General features: G+C 54.0%; 18 protein-coding genes. 10 read left to right on the top strand and 8 right to left on the bottom strand.

Annotated features, from left to right (window positions below; all coding sequences use genetic code 11):
- Positions 1-108: 108 nt before the first annotated feature.
- The 4 genes from UH5x_RS24250 to UH5x_RS24235 all read right to left on the bottom strand — a co-directional run bounded on the left by UH5x_RS24250 (position 109) and on the right by UH5x_RS24235 (position 4,782).
- Complete coding sequence (locus tag UH5x_RS24250; protein ID WP_160311479.1) at positions 109-648, bottom strand: SprT family zinc-dependent metalloprotease; 540 nt, start codon at positions 646-648, stop codon at positions 109-111.
- A gap of 280 nt (positions 649-928) precedes the next feature.
- Positions 929-2,311, bottom strand: a complete 1,383-nt coding sequence (locus tag UH5x_RS24245; RefSeq protein ID WP_047816361.1) for a hypothetical protein — start codon at positions 2,309-2,311, stop codon at positions 929-931.
- Entirely contained in the window at positions 2,311-3,363 is a 1,053-nt protein-coding gene (locus UH5x_RS24240) for a hypothetical protein (protein WP_047816362.1), read from the bottom strand. The genes UH5x_RS24245 and UH5x_RS24240 overlap by 1 nt, the downstream gene beginning before the upstream one ends.
- Positions 3,364-3,708: 345 nt before the next feature.
- Positions 3,709-4,782: a replication initiator protein A gene (locus UH5x_RS24235; protein ID WP_047816363.1), complete on the bottom strand. Its 1,074-nt coding sequence runs from the start codon at positions 4,780-4,782 to the stop codon at positions 3,709-3,711.
- Between the two features lie 685 nt (positions 4,783-5,467).
- On the opposite strand from UH5x_RS24235, the gene UH5x_RS24230 reads away from it, so the two are divergent.
- On the top strand, positions 5,468-6,442 hold the full coding sequence (locus tag UH5x_RS24230; protein WP_047816673.1) for a DUF3991 and TOPRIM domain-containing protein: 975 nt from the start codon (positions 5,468-5,470) through the stop codon (positions 6,440-6,442).
- A 637-nt stretch (positions 6,443-7,079) separates the two neighbouring features.
- Here the strand turns inward: UH5x_RS24230 and UH5x_RS24225 are convergent.
- Positions 7,080-7,304: a hypothetical protein gene (locus UH5x_RS24225; RefSeq protein ID WP_047816365.1), complete on the bottom strand. Its 225-nt coding sequence runs from the start codon at positions 7,302-7,304 to the stop codon at positions 7,080-7,082.
- Positions 7,305-7,577: 273 nt separating this feature from the next.
- On the opposite strand from UH5x_RS24225, the gene UH5x_RS24220 reads away from it, so the two are divergent.
- The 3 genes from UH5x_RS24220 to UH5x_RS24210 all read left to right on the top strand — a co-directional run bounded on the left by UH5x_RS24220 (position 7,578) and on the right by UH5x_RS24210 (position 9,659).
- Positions 7,578-8,021 (top strand): DUF6876 family protein, encoded by a 444-nt coding sequence (locus UH5x_RS24220; protein WP_047816674.1) that lies wholly within the window; start codon positions 7,578-7,580, stop codon positions 8,019-8,021.
- Positions 8,022-8,165: 144 nt separating this feature from the next.
- On the top strand, positions 8,166-9,167 hold the full coding sequence (locus UH5x_RS24215) for an ArdC family protein (RefSeq protein ID WP_047816366.1): 1,002 nt from the start codon (positions 8,166-8,168) through the stop codon (positions 9,165-9,167).
- A gap of 201 nt (positions 9,168-9,368) precedes the next feature.
- Complete coding sequence (locus UH5x_RS24210) at positions 9,369-9,659, top strand: hypothetical protein (protein ID WP_236696541.1); 291 nt, start codon at positions 9,369-9,371, stop codon at positions 9,657-9,659.
- A 209-nt stretch (positions 9,660-9,868) separates the two neighbouring features.
- Here UH5x_RS24210 and UH5x_RS24205 read toward each other — a convergent pair whose 3' ends face one another.
- Entirely contained in the window at positions 9,869-10,276 is a 408-nt protein-coding gene (locus UH5x_RS24205) for a hypothetical protein (protein WP_047816368.1), read from the bottom strand.
- 2 nt (positions 10,277-10,278) lie between these two features.
- The gene (gene mobF / locus UH5x_RS24200) at positions 10,279-13,185 is read right to left on the bottom strand and encodes a MobF family relaxase (RefSeq protein WP_047816369.1); all 2,907 of its coding nucleotides are present in this window, start codon (positions 13,183-13,185) and stop codon (positions 10,279-10,281) included.
- A 190-nt stretch (positions 13,186-13,375) separates the two neighbouring features.
- On the opposite strand from mobF, the gene UH5x_RS24195 reads away from it, so the two are divergent.
- The 6 genes from UH5x_RS24195 to UH5x_RS24170 all read left to right on the top strand — a co-directional run bounded on the left by UH5x_RS24195 (position 13,376) and on the right by UH5x_RS24170 (position 17,221).
- Positions 13,376-14,107 (top strand): hypothetical protein, encoded by a 732-nt coding sequence (locus UH5x_RS24195; protein ID WP_047816370.1) that lies wholly within the window; start codon positions 13,376-13,378, stop codon positions 14,105-14,107.
- Between the two features lie 74 nt (positions 14,108-14,181).
- A complete protein-coding gene (locus UH5x_RS24190) occupies positions 14,182-14,331 on the top strand; it encodes a type I restriction-modification system subunit M N-terminal domain-containing protein (RefSeq protein WP_236696542.1) in 150 nt (49 codons plus the stop codon).
- A 39-nt stretch (positions 14,332-14,370) separates the two neighbouring features.
- Positions 14,371-14,643: a hypothetical protein gene (locus tag UH5x_RS24185; protein WP_047816371.1), complete on the top strand. Its 273-nt coding sequence runs from the start codon at positions 14,371-14,373 to the stop codon at positions 14,641-14,643.
- A 286-nt stretch (positions 14,644-14,929) separates the two neighbouring features.
- Positions 14,930-15,376 carry a hypothetical protein gene (locus UH5x_RS24180; protein WP_482633957.1) on the top strand — a complete coding sequence of 149 codons (447 nt, stop codon included), beginning with the start codon at positions 14,930-14,932 and terminating at the stop codon, positions 15,374-15,376.
- A gap of 218 nt (positions 15,377-15,594) precedes the next feature.
- Positions 15,595-16,212: a DUF6088 family protein gene (locus UH5x_RS24175; protein WP_063838448.1), complete on the top strand. Its 618-nt coding sequence runs from the start codon at positions 15,595-15,597 to the stop codon at positions 16,210-16,212.
- Positions 16,205-17,221, top strand: coding sequence for a nucleotidyl transferase AbiEii/AbiGii toxin family protein (locus UH5x_RS24170; protein ID WP_047816372.1), 1,017 nt, complete (start codon positions 16,205-16,207; stop codon positions 17,219-17,221). The genes UH5x_RS24175 and UH5x_RS24170 overlap by 8 nt, the downstream gene beginning before the upstream one ends.
- Positions 17,222-17,326: 105 nt before the next feature.
- Here the strand turns inward: UH5x_RS24170 and UH5x_RS24165 are convergent, their stop codons facing one another.
- Positions 17,327-17,863, bottom strand: coding sequence for a transposase (locus UH5x_RS24165; RefSeq protein WP_047816677.1), 537 nt, complete (start codon positions 17,861-17,863; stop codon positions 17,327-17,329).
- Between the last annotated feature and the right edge of the window lie 107 nt (positions 17,864-17,970).

Raw genomic sequence — 17,970 nt, 5'->3', positions numbered from 1 at the left:
TAGGAACAGGGCAATAGGAATGAGGCTGGCGGGTCTAGCCCGTGCCATTCCGAGTGATGCTGATCGGTGGCGGCCGATCGCAGTCGCGACAGCTAGTGACGTATGTCATCACGCACCTCGTTCTTCAAAGAGCCTGCCGCAGTACTCGCAGCGGACGCGAGGGTTCGAGCGTGCGATTCGCAGTTTAAACGGCAAAGCACATTTGCACTCCCAAAGCTTGAGCTTCGTCGGTGCCGTCTTCGCCGGTGTGTTTAGTATCGGTGCGAGCTGAGGCACTGATACGCCGTATTCCTCTAGTAGAGCAACGAACGGGCTGTCTGGGATGATCCCCAAGGAGTAGCCACGCTCATCGACAAGCAAGCCCATTTGCTCAGCTTTCTTGCGAAAAACGACCGTGTGATAGCGTCCGCCTTTATTGCGGCCGCACTGAACGTGTTCCCAGTGATGGATGCATTCGTGTGCAAGGGTACGCAATACCTCGATCCACCCCTCGGGCGATTGCAAGCCGCGATTGAGGTGATTGATGTCGATCGCGATTTCATGGTTTAAACCAAAACCATTGCGGCTCAAACGGTAATGACCACACGCCCCACGCAGCTTTAGAAAGCAAAGTGCCGGATCACCGATCTTCAAGTTGAAGCGGTCCACGATGCGAGGCAACCAAAGCTGTAGCTCCTGGCTTACGGCAGCGAACTCCCAATCGCTATGAGCTTGGTGTTCGAGCAGTTGCCCGTTGATGACATGGTCTTCGCTCTGACGGATTTCGTCTCCACATGATCCCCACCGCAACATGGTCAGCCTCCCCTGGTGGCTGTATGTGTTCGAGTTGGGGCCTCTTGCCGTCTCTCAAAGTGTTGCCGTGATCGCAGCGGCTTTGAGATCGATCAATCCGATCGACAGATACACTCTAGCGGATTGGTTATTCATGTCAACGCGAATCACCAACAAATTTAATTGGGGGTGGCGACCAGAAGGTTTGCACTTCTTTTGGCTTGCCAAGCGGTAGCATTGTCGCGAATGCTATGTCCTTCGCCTTGTAAGGTGTTTTCAGTCCCAACCTTACCTCGGTGCCGTCAAGCTCGACTTTGCGATCGGCATCACGGTAAGCCCGAACCAAATCGACGTAGCGCTGCTTTTTCGCTTTGCCCGTGAAATCTGCTGGGCTGCACAGTGAAGCCGCTGCAAACTGATCGGTCAGGTCCTGATCCGTAATGGTTTCCTGCTTCGCCAGATCGGGGAATAATCGCCTGGCCATGTCGAACACGACACTTAGTTTGGCATCGCTTTCAGCGTCCGCTTTTCTTTTGGCGAGAATCGCTTCGGCTTCATCAATGTGCTCTGCTGGTAGAGTCGCGATCGCGTGCTTGACCGCGGGCCAATCCATCGGGGCGGTGTCGATGACCGGAACAGCTCCTTCCACCTTCGACTTTTGCGACTTAGACTGTCGGGGCTTTGACCGCTTACGGTCTTTTTTGGGTACTCCATCCTTTGGCACCTTGGCATCCTGTCTACGATGCCGCTTCTCTCCCCCCTCCGGCTCATCCGGTTGTTCTGCATCGCCTGCCGACCCTATATCATGTCGCTCGGGTTCGTCAAATTTCGGATCGGAGCGATAAGCTCGGACGAAATCGTCAAACGCTTTCCAGTGTTGTGCCGGCGCACGTTCTGGGTACCAAGCTAGGTCTTGAAAGAGAGATTTGCACGCTGATTTTTCAAGCGGATCATCATCGTCGGTCCAGTGCAATTCGTCCTGTTTAGCCCAATCGACTGTTTGTGACTGAGCGTTCAAAAGTGAATCGGTAGATAGTTGAACAGCGACAGAGCCGTAAGGCGGTACTGACAAAAGCGTCGAATCACCGTTCTCAATCGAGCGTGCATTCTTGACCGCGAACAGTGCAATGGCTTCGGAGACTGCCTTGCGCGTAACCAGAGACAAATTTCGGAAAGCACGGGGCCTTCCGGAATCTAGAAAAAGCACATCTTTTGAAAATGCAAACGAAAGAGCGTTCGCCGAGAAACCGCGCAGTCTAGACGCGACTAACAAATACGTCGTTTCACAAGCGCACTTCTGAACGAGTTCATGTCCCACAGACTCAAGCTTTTTTTGGAAGCCAACGGCGTTATCGCCTAGTGGGGCATCGACTGGCTGCTTGACGAAGAAGCGACCGTGAAGCGGTGCGACACTCAACTCAATAGCGACTTCGACCGGAGGCAGCGACGTGGTGCCTTGATCGTTGGTTTCAATTGACCGTTGATCCTGGGCCGGATTGATTCGTACAGCCGCCTCCTCGTTCTCACAATCGTCAGGCATTAAATGGCACGATGACTGATAGTAGAACGGATCAACTCAAACATGTCTTCGTAAATCATCATGAAGCGGTGGAGCGTAGTCTCGCTGTACTCATAATTAAGGATCTGGTCCGGACGGTTTTCAACGCCTCTTATTTGCTTTCCCCGAAGTATGCCACCGTTCAGGTTGAAAATAAGATGATGAACGACTGGAATCCTGTCCTCGTGGCTGATGCGGATGAGGTTAATGCCGATTGTATCGGTAAAGCCGAGACCATCAGTCTGTTCCCGTAGGGGGCGAGTGTTTTCGAAGTAACCCTCGTGATTGTCTTGAACACTTTCATATTCCTGGAAAGTTGCTCGCCCGGGGCCAACCTGGAACATGGATTCAGGGAAGTAGTCATCCACACCATGCTGTGTAAAATATTTCGAAATTTCGCGAGTCCAGAGCCTCGCGTCTGGATCGTCATGGCAATTTGCGAACTGCCACGGAAAGGGGCGATCCAAGCTGGTAAGAGGGTTGGTCAGAGTGGGCACCGGCAACTGTGCTACGTGCAGTTGCCGTGGGTTGGTGACGACGTCCACATAGTCTAAAGCCTTCGTGTATTTGAGACCGTACTTTGCGAAAGAACGGGCGTAGCGAAGATGTCCGACATTGACCATGACGATGGCGAGCGATTCTCGTTTTAGTGATGCGGAAGCGAAGTAAGAGCGACATGCTTGCACTAAGTACTCTCGAATTCTCCGGGGCGACTTCCCCTCGAAAATGATTTGCATGCATTGATCGGCGACCGAATTCGCGACAGTGTCCGTTCCACGGAAATCTGCTGCTTGACCGAACCAGACGTGCTTATGGACTCCTGAAAAATCGAATTCCCCACCCTTCGTCAAGTCATCAGTGCTTATGAAATCTTTGCGACAACGCCGGGAATATCGGGTGTATAAGAAACCGCGGTCGATGCCACCAAAAGGTTCGATTGCCCATAAATGTCCCGTCTGCGACGGGTCAAAGAAAGCAGCAACTCCGGTTTTGAGAGCAACGCGACGATTGAAATCAAATGATGAAAATGGCATCTTAAACTCGTTCAGGAAAGAGACTGAAAAGCTAAGTGAGACATCCAAATCAGACGCAATGTCTACCGAGCGAACATTGACTAGGGCAGTTGAAAAGGGACTCCTGAAACAAACGAGAACACGTTATTCTTGGAACATTCCACTGCGAAAGGTTACCATCCCTGACTTGGTTTTGCGATCAATGGTCTGGCGTCCGTGGTTGAATCAAATTTCAAAATCGGGCAGCATCGCCCCCAATGAAGCGAGTTTTCCCGATTCAGCGCCAGTATTCGTCGCTCGACGCGTTATCTTTGACGGCACTGCGCTCCATGGATTTGAGCTCGCAAGTAAGTGTAACTTCTTCCTTTACGGCATGCCCTTCCGCTGAAACCACTTTCGGCAGAAGCCCAGAAAAGCCGCCTCTGGGTGGCGAGGCGGTTCGGCACCTGAGAGTGAGATCCAGTCCCGCCACTGATTTTCGAGCTCGCGCACGTCCCAGCCGGGCGCGGCCAGTCTCGCCTCGTGGTACACGTCGTCTTTCAGCTTGCGAATGGGATCATTTTTCGACTGCCCCCCGGTACTCGAGGGAATCGTTCCACGGTTTGTAAACACGACAATGTCGCGGTCGCCCTCCTCCAGCGTGACCGCGTAGTCGGGCATGTGGTTGGCCACCTGGTCACGCTCGACCACTTTTTTGAGCGCGCGTTTGAATTCTTTGCGTGTGCTGTTGGATCCGGTCTTCTTTCGCAGAAGGTCGAGGCCAATCCGCCACTGGGACTTGCGGCCGCAATGCTTCCGGGCGAGTTCGTAGATGCGACGTTCCAAAGGACGTCTGAGCCTGAAGAAATCACGATGAAGCGTGAGTACCTCTTTGGATTTGACGGCCTGATACACCCAGTCGCTGACCTTGATTTCGATCTCTTGCATCCGGCCGTCGCGGCCTTCGCGAACAATCTCGTAATGCTCGATCAATCCGAAGCCGCGGGTGATCTCCTTTTCGCCCGTCAAGATGTTCGTGGTGATCCGGGTTCCGACTAATCGTTCGAGTGCCGACTTGAGTAGGTCGTACCCGCGGCCGGACGTCTCACGGTTGGTGGCCGTCAATAGTTCAATGGCCTGGAAGCGGAGCACCGAGTGAACCTCCCTGCCCTCGTTCATCGCGGCAACGAGTTGGCTGATCGCGAAGATTAAGATGTCACGGTCGAAGACCGTGGCAAGGCCTTCGGCGCCGGGACGGACTTCCAGCCAATCGCCATTGTGATCGTAGCGGCGGAACTTGTGATCCGGTTTGGTGGACAGGCTAAAGATCGGATGCTCCATCCCGGCCATATCACCCTTGGGCGCGGCATCAACGACATCGCAAATGAAGAAGTCCCCAATCGGGTGCCGCTCTGGCAAGAGCGCCTGAGGTTCGATCGCGGCGGAAGAAGAATCGGTCATTCTTCATCAAACGTCATTTCAGACACTGTGTCAATCGTTTCGTCACTTCTCCCACCCGAAACGTCATTTCACCCACTTGTAGCTGCGCATCGTCACATCAAACACCGAAGTGGCTACAACGTCATTTCACACACCTTGCCACGTCACTTCACCCGCCTTCGAACGTCATTTCACCCACCGAGCCTGAAATTTCTCGGATTGATTCCAAGGGGTTGACGGGCAATTCAAACGGCCTAACACCTACTTAACACATATTAAACACCCACCCCATCGCGAAACGCGGACTAGTCATCCACGAATTACCTGACCATCAATCGAAGTCGGCAATTGGAAAATGAGCCGACGGACTGCTGTATCGGATTGCGGTTGAAGAGCATGCCGCCACCTTTGCACCGGTCGCCGGACCGTGAATGAACTGCCCGCCCCTCCTCCGCTGTTGCGGAGCCGTGTTACTCATGACCGTCCCGCATGGTCCCGTTGCCTCTTGGTGTGCGTCCTTCAACGCAACCAATGAAAGGAACCCATCATGGGACAGGATGAAATTACAACCGCAACTTTGGTGATGAATTGCGACGAGGCGACTGATCGCATCAACGATCAATCGCAAATGTCGCCACCAATCAAGTTGTGGACTGCTTCGTTTAATAACTTGCCGATTAATTCTGGTTCGGGATACTCTCGATCCATGGCCTCATCACGTTCAGATGAACTCGACCGTTTCAAACGCATCGATCTTGTTGCGTACGCCGGTCAGCGGGGTTACGTCGTCGATCGACGAGCCAGTAGTCGGAACAGCATCGTGATGCGTCATGCCAACGGAGACAAAATCGGCGTCGGTAAAACACCCGCTGGCACGTTCGTGTACTACAACTTCAAAGGTGATGATTCCGGAACGATCATCGACTTGGTGCAGACCCTCGATGGTGGATCGCTTGGAGATGTTCGCAAGACCCTTCGCAATTTCGACGGGTCAGTCGCGATGCATGCCCCCTCCCCCACTCTTCCTTTCAAGCTGCAGCCTTCCCAACACGACGCCTCCCGTGTTTTGGCGGGATGGATGAATACGAAACCAATCGGAGCAAAGGGGCATCCCTATCTCGCCGAATTTCGAGGGATTTCAGTGGATGTGCAGCACGATCCGATCTTCAAGGGACGCATTCACATCGATGCACGTGGCAATGCGGTATTCCCCCACTACAACCAATCTGGTTTGTGCGGGTACGAACTCAAAAATGGAAACGCCTCGGGAACCACGTTTACGGGTTTCAGCCCGGGCGGAGTCAAAGGTCTGGCGTGCTCTCGGCCTCGGCCCGATGACCGCGAGATGATCGTTTGCGAGACGGCGATCGATATGCTCAGCGTCGCGACACTCGAGGGCGCACACGGGAAACGCTTCTTCAGTACCGCTGGGCAGATCAGCCCAATGCAAGCGGAATGCTTGCGATCAGCGGCCGACAAAATGCCCCGTACAGATTCTCGGATTTTGCTGGCACTGGACCATGATCAGGGCGGGCAGATGATTGCGGCTCGAATACGCGAAGCGTTGGGTTCGATGTCGCTGCCGATTATCGAGCACTACCCACCCAATAAAGGCAGTGACTGGAATGATATTCTGCTAGATCGTCGCAAATGCGATGGTACGACGCTACAGCTCGGCTGATCATCTCATCGCTGCTTGTGCGATCAATCGTGATTGCGAACCCAAGTCGATCCGATGCCAAGGTTCTACGACTTGCCGTGAATGCGATCGAGCGTCTTTGCGATTAGTCGTCGATGCGACGATACAGCGAATCGCATCGGCTGATCGTCGTGTGCCCGCAAGCACGGTCAATCGTCTCGACTGAAAAACGACGGGCTGGCGACGTGGTGTTACGATTTTTCGTTTATGCGATTCGGTGTTTGTACGGTTTCAAGACGACACGTTGATACGTTTGACCGTGAATGCGACGAAGCGTTTGCGCACGGATGCGATCGCCTCAGAAATGTCGTCCCGGAAGAGAGGAAGGGGGCTCAGACGCGCCAGATTCTTTTTCAACTGCCCCCGCCGAGCGATTCTTCTTTTTCGATGTTCGTTTTCGCGTGGGAAGGTTGTCGTTTGTCGAGGTGAAGATCGATCGTAAAAGCCCGTTCAGTTCATCAATGCTACCGCGAAGGCGGCGGATTTTCTGAAGCAATTCTCGGTGTTCAGAATCGAACATGTCAGAACAGTCGCCCTAAAGCCGGTGCCAGCGGTGGTTCGACGTGACTGAATCGTTCATCAATGTCAGCAGATTTTGACGAGGCCATCACGATCGCCGCTAACCGAGATGGGGCGAGGGGTCTGCCTTGGCGTCGGAAAGAATGGATCGGCAAGCCGCTCGGCAGAAGTCCTTCGCCAGCATTCCAGCGATCATCACGCCCGACCGATCTCCAACAGCGATCGAGAACGAGGGCGCGAACCCGCCTTTTTCGAGCCACTGTTGCAGATTGTGTGCATGCTCTTTGGCCGCATCGTTCATGCCATGTGATTGCGCTTCAAGCATTGCAGCAAAGGTTTCTTCCGGATCTATGATGCGGATAGTGCGATTTTCTGGGCCTGCGTGTCAACCATTTTGTTGGTTGGGCGATCGGTTCCTTTCGGTTGACTGACTTTTTCACGCAGCTTCCCGCCTTGCCCGCATCGCCGCAAGGGTTTTCCTGCCAGAGCATCGCTTCGCTTGTCTTCGGAAAATCGCTCCGCGAAGACCCTTGCCCCGACGCCGGCGAACCAGGCGGGGGTTCGCTTGCATGGTCAATCAACAGAAAGGAACGACACCATGAACAACAACATCTCAACCACAAACGCAGAGCGAGGCGATCGAAAACAAAATCCGCTAACGAGTGGCGACCTGCGAAACTTCAGCGGCGATCTCGAACGGTTCCGATATGCACTCAATCGAAACGTCATCTACACGCCCGGCGTGCAATACGTGGCCGAGAAAGGGGAGGCGTACTGGCTGATCGACGCGATCGCATCCTGGATCGGTAGTGAACCATTCAACGAAGCTGTCGCGAAAGACGACCGGATCGGCGAGATGCATTTTTGGACGCTCCGACGGATCCAAGGCAACGCCGCCACACTGGAAGCGAAGGCGGATAGCCCCGAGAAACCATTCATTGTCCAAGACATCGAGTTTACCGACTTTCCGCTCGACAAGATTGACATTTGGGCCGGGTTCGATGGAAAGCACTGGACGCTCTATCTACCGAGCGAGCACTAACCAACTGGCGTTGCGGGCGTCGGCGGTTTCTCGTTGACGCTCGCATCGATTCCGTGCCAAAACGGCATCAAACAACAATCAATTGATAGAAAGGGCAGTCCCATGACACGCAGTTTAGAGACCGCCGCCGAAAGGTAGGGCGGCATGGCAAAGAAAAAACACGGCAACAAGCCGAAACGAGACATCTACCGGGAGGTTACCGATCGCATCATCGGCTATTTGGAACAAGGGACTGCCCCGTGGAAGAACCCGATCCGTGGCGGCACCGGAGATGGGTGGCCGAAGAACCTTGAAAGCGGAAAACGGTATCGCGGGATCAATGTTCTCTTGCTGGGGATGCGATCCTTTGAAGCCGGATTCAGTTCGGATTACTGGATGACGTACCGGCAGGCACAAGCCAAGAATGGCCAGGTCAAGAAAGGTGAAAAGGGCTCACTGGTCACGTTCTGGAAAATGTACGCCACCCGAGACAAAGCAACCGGTGAACCGATTGAGATCCCCATGCTCAAACACTACACGGCGTTCAACGTCGAACAAATAGACGGCATCGAGATCCCTGATGCGCCGCATGACTTGTCTGATGCGGAACCGTTTGAACCAATCATCGAGGCCGAACGGATCGTTGCCGGATACCAGGACAAGCCGAGTATCGAACATGACGGCGGAAACCGAGCTTTCTATCGACCTAGCACCGATGGCGTTCACATGCCAAAACCAGAGAAATTCGAGTCACCAGAAAATTACTATTCCGTTTTGTTCCATGAACTGACCCACTCAAGCGGCCACAGTAGCCGACTGAACCGAGGCTTGGACACGGAGTTGGCGCCATTCGGATCGCCAGACTACAGCCGTGAAGAACTGATTGCCGAGATGGGAGCCGCGTTTCTTTGTGCCGCCAGTGGCATTAGTCGGCCCACCATTGAACAGTCCGCGTCCTATCTGCAGAGTTGGATCGACGTGCTCAAGGGCGATAGCAAACTTGTCATTGGTGCAGCCGGAGCAGCCCAAAAAGCTGTCGATCACATCCTGGGTGAAACTTTCCAGGACGCTGCCAATGTCGCCCCGACAAAAAACAAGCCGGTGACAACAGAATCGATCGTCGCCGCGGGGACCGATACCAATTCTGCTCAGCTCGATCTGTTTTGAACGCGGTGATGGGACGTTCCGGCCAAGTCATTCCCTTTCGTTGTCAATTGACTATCAGGATACGCTGCCACGCTCGCGATCTCGTCAGCAAGGGGCCGTGTTGTCGCTTCGCTTCTGCCCGCACCAAAACCCCTTGCTGACGAGATCCCGATCGTGGCTGGGACGCGGACCATGGTCAACCAACAAAGAAAGGAAAAAGCCATGACACAAACAAACAACAATCAACCCGCCAGCACCGTTCGAACCGGAGCACTCAAAGGCGTCATCTGGAAGAACGCAGGCAAAGACGGCAAACCTGATCGCTACTCGGTTAACTATGTCCGAGCCTACAAAACGGCCGAAGGTCAGTGGAAAGACACCAGTAGTTTCAGTGAAGTTGACAATCTGAAACTGGGCTACCTGATCCCGAAGGTGAATGACCGGATCGCGGAGCTCAAAGCCAGCGACCGTGAACAAGAGCAAAGCAACGATGCAGAGGAGGAGGGCCAATAGGCCATTCTCCCATTACGGGGCACGGCGACACGACGCATCGTATCGTCGTGTCGTTCATTGCAACGCGAAACCTGCAAACAATCAGCGGCTTGGCTTCACTCGAATCGAGTTTGTCCCAAATTTGGGACGAGCTTCTCGCTGTGCCTCAACTGCAGTCGGACCAACCCAATGCACGAGTCGCAGCCGTCCCAAATTTGGGACGTGACCCTTCATGCTGCCTGAGCCGTTTCCACGTTGATCTTCATGATCTCTGCACTGGATTCGGGTCTTCGTCGCCCGCGAGGGTCGGCCTCCTCGAGCCAACGCACGGACGCCATCCCAAACAGTGTTGCCAATTCTCGCAGATTGCGACCTTCGATCGTGATCAGCGTTCGGGAGGCGGCGAATACAGTGAGCTTGATCTGGCCCGCGTCGCGACTTTCGATCTCGCGAACATCGGAATAGGAATAGCTCAACCAACGACCGTCATTGAGTCGCAGCTGGAACATCATCGGCGGCATCTCTGCGGGAAGTGCCGACGCGTAGGGTGGTGTCTCAGTGTTCTGCGTAGAGACTGGAACCGATCGCAAGGTAGGTCCGCCTTGGCTGTTTTGAAATGCTCTGGACGCTTGGGACATGACTAGATGCTCCTTCGAACATGTGGCGTTAGACGACGATCGTTGCGTTGGTGAACACGGCGATCTGGGGACTGCGGTGGGCGTTGACGGTTCATGGCATTCGATCTCAGCCATGTTCGGACGCGACTACGGAACGCTTCGAAGTGACGCCGGTGACTCGATCGCTGACGCATCGGGAGATTAGTCTGTGGAGTAGGGGACTCGCTCCGTTTTGTCTTGGTGGGACCCTGCGGTTGCTGGCCAACGAGTTCTGTTGCTGACATCTGTTGGCCGCTGCGTTCAATCGCTCGTCTGACCTTGGATTTGTCGTCGACGTAGATCACCACATCTTCGCTACCGCGTGACGCAGTCACGTACAGCGTTTTGGCGTTGATCGCGGGCAGGGAAGTCGCACCCATCGCAGAGATTACCACGTCCCTGTCTTTGCCCTGACTGGCATGGCTCGTGATGACATATCCAAGGTCCAAATGCCCGTAGTCCCTGGAGACAACCTGGCCGCCCTTCAAAACAAGGTTTCCGCTCGAGTCAAAGCCTTTGACTTCGTCCAGTCGCCCATTGCTCAAGCGGGTTTGTCCGTTCTTGGTTGTTCCACCCAGGCTAAAACGGATCTTGTCGCCAGCGGCAAGTCGAACCTCGTCTTCGCGGTAAACCTCGAATCGATCAGGTGTCGCGATTGGAAGCTTCTTGCGGTCACCATTGCCTATCGAGATCAACTCGACTTCATTTTCGACTGCCCCCGCGACGCGGTAGCGTTCGCCTCGTTGGATGCCCCCGCGTGCATTCTGGTGAAATTGAACAATCGCCCCGGCTTGCTCCGCGTAGGTGGCGGCTTCACGCTTTTGGGCTTCTGTCAGGTTCATTGATTGCAGCTGAAGGAAGGGGCGTTCCTGCTCGGCAAGCTTGCCTCGCTCGCGAAGCGATCGTCGAATTTCCCTGGTCGCGGCGGCGGCTTCCGCATGCGTAGGAGCCACGACCAGTGTTGACTTGCCCTTGTCCATTGCCGAAAGGAATCCTGCTGCCAAGACTTCATGTTTGTTGTCGGCGTCGATCTCTTGGATCTTCCCCATCGCATCGAGCATGTCAAACCCGGCCAGCAGTCCGGACTTGCCGGAACGCTCGTCGATTTCGTGTCCACGACTGATCGATTCCACGGCTTTGCGATACTGGCCCTTCTGGCGTTGGATGACTTCCACGCGGGCAATGTTCAAGCCGGCTTCTCTTTCGAGCAGCCGCATCGCTTCCCCTCGGCGTGGCGACGCGTGCTGCCGTGTGTCACCAGAGAGCACCACGCGGGCATTCTGCTCTTTGGCGATATCGAAAACGGCATTGAGTGACCGCACGTCCATCAATCCCGCTTCATCGATCCAAATCACTTGGTCGCGGACCTCGGGATGCAACTTGGTGTTCCGGATCAAATGCTCGACCGTTTGCGTTTGTTGGAACCCTTTACTTTGCAGGACTTCCTTCGCGCCCGTGCTGGGTGCGAACGTAAACAGTTTCTTGTCGTTCTGCGCAATCGCATCGGCAGCCTCCTGCATGAGCGACGACTTACCCGTGCCCGCGCCACCCGTGACAGCCATCACGGTATCGCGGCTCGTCAGGACATGATTGACGGCCGCTTTTTGTTGCTCGTTCAGCCAGTCGCGATCAAATCGATGTTCTTGCTTCCCAATTGCTTGCCTGGTTCCGCGTCCATCGCGTGCGAAATCGATCAAACGTTTTTCAGCATCAAGCACTTCTTGGGTCGTGACGAACGACCGGGATGCACCATCCTGGTCGAGGCTTCGCTGAATGATTGGTTGTCGATCGAGTGTTCGTTCAATCTCTTCAGGTGTGAACGTCAGCCCATGCTCCAATGCGGTTGCAACGACCTGATGCCGCTCCACGGTAGAATGACGGAACAGGTGATGATCGAGAGCGTATTCGACCGAGACGTTCGCCTCGCAATGCTCTTCACCGCCATTGCCTTGGACGCTTAGCGTTGCCAATCGTTCGAACGCCTTGCGTTCCTCATCGTTCAAACGCGATGACCATTCGTCCCGTAATCGTTCGACTGACGTGCCAAGTTCCTTCTTCTCGCGAGTCTGTTTGCCGAGCGTTGCCTTCTTTGCCGCGTCATGGACGCCTTTGGCTCGAGCGGCTGCCTCGACCTGCTGGGTTCGTTTGCTGAACTTTTCAATCGTCTTGCGATCCAATCCATCGATCTCCCAGCCCGCTTTGATGCGTCCTGATTGGGCAAAGCGAGTAGGGCTCACGGCGTAACCAAGTTGATCACGCAGCCGCCGAGCAAGTCGCGATTCGAACTTGGCCTGAAGACTGGCTCGCTGGCGAACGATCTCCTCCATCTGCCCCGCGTAGTGCTTGCCGTCTTGATGGGTCCAATTGATGACAAAAGCATGGATGTGCAAATGCGGATCCGCTTTGCCATCGACTGGGCGAGACGTTGTGTGGAGGAAATCAGCGTAGATCAATTCACCGGTGGTCGACTTCTGCTCGCTGCTGTGATGTTCGCCGTGCCGGACACGGCGTTGCATCAACGGTTCGACGTCTTTGGTCATTGTCTCGCGAACCGCATCACGCAAAGCGTCCACCAATCGTTCGTCTACGTTGATCGCCCACGCGAGGGAGACCGACTTTGGGACGGAAAATGTCAGATCCATCCCCGGACGACGGTCCTTGCGATTGCGCTGTGTCAGTGATCTGCCGGTGTTCGGATGTTGGCCTTGAAGCAGTGCGGAAAACTGATCTTTGGTCACATCCGTGCCACGACCTAATCCCAGTGTCTCGGCTCCTTTGCCGTGCCATTGACCATTGATCTCTTGGCCGAGGTAGTAGTCACCCTGAGTGAGCACCTGGTCAAAATATTGACGCGTCGCAGCGATGTTTTTGCTCTGTGTCGCGATCAGCATGATGCACCCGATGACGTTCCAGGATGGGCGTCAGTATGGAAGAAAAAATTAGATAGGCTTGTCCCCTAAGCACTGCTTAGGCATTAAACCGTGACACGAAAAAAACGCAAATGCAACGCGTCACTGCGACTCTATCCACAGAGCACTCCATGCGAGATAATTTCAGCTTTCGCGATCATGAGAACCATCAATGAACCCACGAAACGAACCAACACTCAACGGAACGACAATAGCTACTTGGGCTGCCACTGGTGTCGGTTGGATCGCCACAGTGATTGGCTTCTTTATCACAAGCGGAATTGCGAGCTACGCCTGCTACCAATCCGATCAGGCTGGTCAAACCGCTGCGGAAGCAAACAAACTCGCTTGGGATGCGATGCAACAAAACAAAATGCTGCAACGCGACAATCAAATGTTTGCACACAGGATGCAAGAATACGAAATTTCGCTGACCACGCCCCGACTGTCGCTGCTGCGGTTCAAAAGGCTTTCTGCTACCCGGTACATCGCGACGATCCAAAACGACGGGCAACGACAGGCGGTTATCTTTGGCGCTCAACTTCATCCCGGCCATGAAGAACCAAAGGTCGGGTCTATGGACGAGCGTCCAACGGTACCGGAATCGATGAAAGTTCCGACTATCAAAATCCCATTTGCCAATCCAAATGAGCTGAGCGTCGAGCTGCCGATCCCAGCCGTTGTCGATGCTGGCGATATCGTATCCGTTGAGATCACCTTCACAGTCGAATTTACCGAGGGGAGCATTCACATCGACCAAGGGATTGGACAGCCGTTGTGGGCGGGCCGATACCAAATTCAAAAGACACTCAATCTCCTTCCAGGAGATGCCCCGCCAACCGAAGGCGAATTGGACGATATCTTCGGTTTTCCGCCGCCTCCCGCTCAAAGGTTCGATCGGTAAAATGCTACGTTGATCAGGACCCGAAAACTCGCTAAACAGGATCTGCAGCAACCGATTCGAAGGAACGAGCCACGATGGCATTGAAGAAATCCGAACTCTATTCGTCGCTCTGGGCGTCCTGCGACGAACTGCGGGGCGGCATGGACGCGAGCCAGTACAAAGACTACGTCCTCGTGCTGCTGTTCCTGAAATACATCTCCGACAAATACGCCGGCCAGCCCTAGGCACCGATCACGATCCCCGATGGGGCCAGCTTTGCCGACATGACGCGGCTGAAGGGGGCGACGGATGTCGGCGATCAGATCAACGAGAAGATCATCGCGCCGCTTGTTGCCGCTAACGATCAACTCGACCGATCTGACTTTCCTGACTTTGATGACGCCAGCAAATTGGGCGATGGGAAAGAGAAATCGGAACGGCTGACTAAACTGATCGCAATTTTCGAGAGTAGGGCACTCGACTTTTCCATGAACCGCGCCGATGGCGGTGACATTCTGGGCGATGCCTACGAATACCTGATGCGGCACAGCTTTTAGCCGGCCGGATTCGTTTCTCGTAAATTTTCCCTGTCATCAGTCCGTTCAGTTTCGACTGCACCAAAGGTCATATTCAATGAGTGTTGAGCGAATTCGACAAAGGTTCGAGCAGTTGGCAAACGATGCGATGCCAATCAGAGGCTCCAAGAATCTCGTTCGTGGCGGCCAAATGTTTGCAGACCGCAACGTGGTCGATTCCGCTTTGCTCACCAAGTGGCAAACGTCCGTCGAGACACTGCTGGCAAGCGTGTTTGGGGAGTCATCCCCCACAACTGTTCGTTTCGGCGTGGAGTGCAAACGCTCCCACTTTGAAGACTTCGAGCGTCAAGAAGCCGTTCTTCTCTCTGCGAAGGAACAATTTGAGGGTGGTTTTTTGTTCGACGTTCGGAATCTAGTTCACGCTTCGGTGTTTTCCGACGAGCTTGAGCAGGCGGAGCATTTTCTCGAAAGCAATTACAAAGTTCCTGCTGCAGTCATTGCGGGCACAGTGCTCGAAACCACTCTCCGAGAATTGTGCGAACAGCATCCGGAAACCACCGTCGGTAAGGCTGACACAATGATCAGCGACATTGCGAAGCAGGGCATGGTCAACAAAATGATGGTTGATCAGCTTCGTGCCTGGATGAAGATCAGAAATTCCGCAGCCCACGGAAAGCCGGACGAATTTGCAGAAAGCGATGTTGCTCGCATGATTCAAGGCATTCGCGACTTTGTCACATGGCACATGACCTGACGACGCCAGGTCGATTGCTATGCCGCAAAATTGATCCGATAAGCGGTGCTCTTGTGTTCACCGTCTTCTGCGAAAGTACGATTTATGCCCGTGGTTATCCGTGTCCGCAGCCCATTCCCTACGATCGGAGATCGTAGGGAATGGGCTGCGGACAGTCAAACTGCTTGCTTTTGCAGCAAAAAGTGTGTATTTTTTGCTGCAAAAGGAGGCTCGTACAGATGCCACAAACCATTGCTGCTAAAGCACTTTCGAGAATTTACGGGAAGGGGAGGGGTTGGGCCTTCTCTCAGGCTGACTTCGCTGATTTGGCGGGTGGCAAAACCATCAACTCAGTGTTTCGTCGACTGGCGGAAGAGGAGACGATTCGGCGAGTTCAAACCGGACTGTACGATTACCCGCGTTACAGCGAATTGCTGGACCGGACTCTTGGGCCGGATATTTTCCAGGTTGCCAGTGCCCTTGCCCGGAAATTTAAGTGGGAGATTCAGCCTGATGGAGCGTCGGCGCTCAATCTGATGGGGCTATCTACGCAGGTTCCTGCCCAATACCTGTTTCATTCCGATGGCCCGACTCGGGAGTACCAGATCAACAGAACAAAACTTCGTTTCAAACGAGTGGCAACCCGCGAAATGAAGTTTAAGCAGCCCGAAAGTGCGGTCATTGTCCATGGCCTGAAATCGCTCGGTCCCGACCACATCAATGACAAAACGATTGCCAAGGTTCGCGATTGGTTGCCTGAGGCCAAACGTAGGCAGGTGCTGCGGGACACCCAAACCGTGACCCAATGGGTTCGCGCTGCCATTCGAGAAATCTGTAAGGAGCCAGTTCATGGATAAAGTAGCTGGCCTATCAGCGAGACAGCGAAGCGAACTTTTCGAGGAATCGGCAAGCCTGCGAAACCTTCAAACGGCGATCATTGAAAAGGACTTTTGGGTTTGCTGGCTGCTGAAAAAGTTATTCAACGCGCGGGAACTGAAAGGCAAAATGGTCTTCAAAGGCGGCACCTCGCTATCGAAGGTTCACGGTCTGATCGAACGTTTCTCGGAGGACATTGACCTCGTACTTGCTTGGGGATTGATTGGATACGGGGAGGAGGGCGTTGATCCTTGGCAAGAGATGCCGTCAGCCAACCAACAGAACCGCTTCAACGCCACCTTCAATGAGAAAGCGGCGAAATACATTCGCGAAACGCTCTGCCCGCTCGTCGAAAAGATCACGTCGTCAGTCGATGGTATTGAATGTGTCATCCCCGATGACCCGCATGTGATCGAAGTTCATTATCCAGCTGCGTTCGGATCGACCGCGTTCATGCCCGAGGTGAAGCTGGAAATTGGTCCGCTCGCCTCGTGGGTGCCCCAAGGCAATCACATCGTCCGCCCGTATGCTGCCGAAGACTTCCCGCAGGTCTTCGATGATCCCGATTGTCCGGTGGTCGCGATCACCGCCGAACGGACGTTTTGGGAAAAGGCAACGATCCTGCATCAACAAGCTCACCGCGCTGAAGACAAGCCGATGCCGTCGCGATACTCACGGCACTACTACGACCTGTTTCAAATGACCAGCAGCAACGTCGCCACAAACGCGATTGCCGATCTCTCGCTGCTTGACGACGTGGTGAAGTTCAAGCAGCGTTTCTATCGAAGTCCGTGGGCAAGCTACGAAACGGCAAAGCCGGGATCGTTTCGGTTAATGCCGACCGCAGCAGGTGATCTGGTTTTGCGGAAGGATTACAACGCAATGCGTCCCATGTTCTTCTCTGATCCACCCACGTGGGGCGATATAATCGCAGGACTGCATGTTCTCGAAAATCAAATCAATACAATAGCAAAGGATAAAGCTGAATGAATTCGGGTGAGCTGGATTTAATCAGAGACGCCGACATCAAGATTCTTCAGCTAGTGCCTCCGGAACGATTTTGTGCCGCTTGAAGACCTCATTTCCCCCAGACCCTCAAGCAGCCAGAAGCGTGCCCTGATAGGTCCACTTATATGGCCTTGCCAGCGTGCTGTTGTAGTATTCGATGAAAGCCAGGATTCGATCTTCCAGATGCTCGATCGATGTGAAGCTCATTCGCCTCAGCAGTTTTCGACGTAGCGTTCCAAACCAGATTTCAATTTGGTTGAGCCATGAGCAATGGCGAGGTGTGAAGATAAATCGAATCCGATGAGACGGATCACTGAGAAATTCGCGACGACTGGCTGTCGACTGCAATATCCCTTTGCGGCCCTTGAGCCCAAGGTCGTCCTCAAAGCCGATCATCGTAGCGATCATCCTCACCAGTGTTTCACTGCAGTGAGTATTTAGATTGTCCATCACGAACCGGTAGGTTGCGTCTACACCACCTAGGCTGATTACATTGTTGATGTTTTCGAGCATGTCCAGTTCGCCACGCGTGTCTCGAAGAAGCGGTGCCCAGATCTGTCCCGTTGCAACGTGGAGATTGCCAAAGAGTCCTGTTGTTCCATGGCGTTGGTACTTGTATTCCAGGCGAGCGACATCGTGACGGCGAACCGGTGTGCAGGCCAATCGATAGCGGACTGGGGCATCCTGTCAATCGACTTTGGGTGTGATAATGTATCTTACGGAAAATTGGA

Source organism: Rhodopirellula sp. UH5, from assembly GCF_056839225.1.
The sequence above is the reverse complement of the archived record's forward strand: the minus strand, read 5'-3'. Positions and strand labels throughout refer to the sequence as shown.

Coding starts and splice junctions, on each gene's coding strand:
- UH5x_RS24190 (WP_236696542.1), top strand. CDS start 14,182: ATGGCATTGAAGAAATCCGAACTCTATTCGTCGCTCTGGGCGTCCTGC.
- UH5x_RS24240 (WP_047816362.1), bottom strand. CDS start 3,363: ATGCCATTTTCATCATTTGATTTCAATCGTCGCGTTGCTCTCAAAACC.
- UH5x_RS24235 (WP_047816363.1), bottom strand. CDS start 4,782: ATGACCGATTCTTCTTCCGCCGCGATCGAACCTCAGGCGCTCTTGCCA.
- UH5x_RS24230 (WP_047816673.1), top strand. CDS start 5,468: ATGGCCTCATCACGTTCAGATGAACTCGACCGTTTCAAACGCATCGAT.
- UH5x_RS24170 (WP_047816372.1), top strand. CDS start 16,205: ATGGATAAAGTAGCTGGCCTATCAGCGAGACAGCGAAGCGAACTTTTC.
- UH5x_RS24220 (WP_047816674.1), top strand. CDS start 7,578: ATGAACAACAACATCTCAACCACAAACGCAGAGCGAGGCGATCGAAAA.
- UH5x_RS24225 (WP_047816365.1), bottom strand. CDS start 7,304: ATGCTTGAAGCGCAATCACATGGCATGAACGATGCGGCCAAAGAGCAT.
- UH5x_RS24245 (WP_047816361.1), bottom strand. CDS start 2,311: ATGCCTGACGATTGTGAGAACGAGGAGGCGGCTGTACGAATCAATCCG.
- UH5x_RS24195 (WP_047816370.1), top strand. CDS start 13,376: ATGAACCCACGAAACGAACCAACACTCAACGGAACGACAATAGCTACT.
- UH5x_RS24210 (WP_236696541.1), top strand. CDS start 9,369: ATGACACAAACAAACAACAATCAACCCGCCAGCACCGTTCGAACCGGA.
- mobF (WP_047816369.1), bottom strand. CDS start 13,185: ATGCTGATCGCGACACAGAGCAAAAACATCGCTGCGACGCGTCAATAT.
- UH5x_RS24185 (WP_047816371.1), top strand. CDS start 14,371: ATGACGCGGCTGAAGGGGGCGACGGATGTCGGCGATCAGATCAACGAG.
- UH5x_RS24215 (WP_047816366.1), top strand. CDS start 8,166: ATGGCAAAGAAAAAACACGGCAACAAGCCGAAACGAGACATCTACCGG.
- UH5x_RS24175 (WP_063838448.1), top strand. CDS start 15,595: ATGCCACAAACCATTGCTGCTAAAGCACTTTCGAGAATTTACGGGAAG.
- UH5x_RS24205 (WP_047816368.1), bottom strand. CDS start 10,276: ATGTCCCAAGCGTCCAGAGCATTTCAAAACAGCCAAGGCGGACCTACC.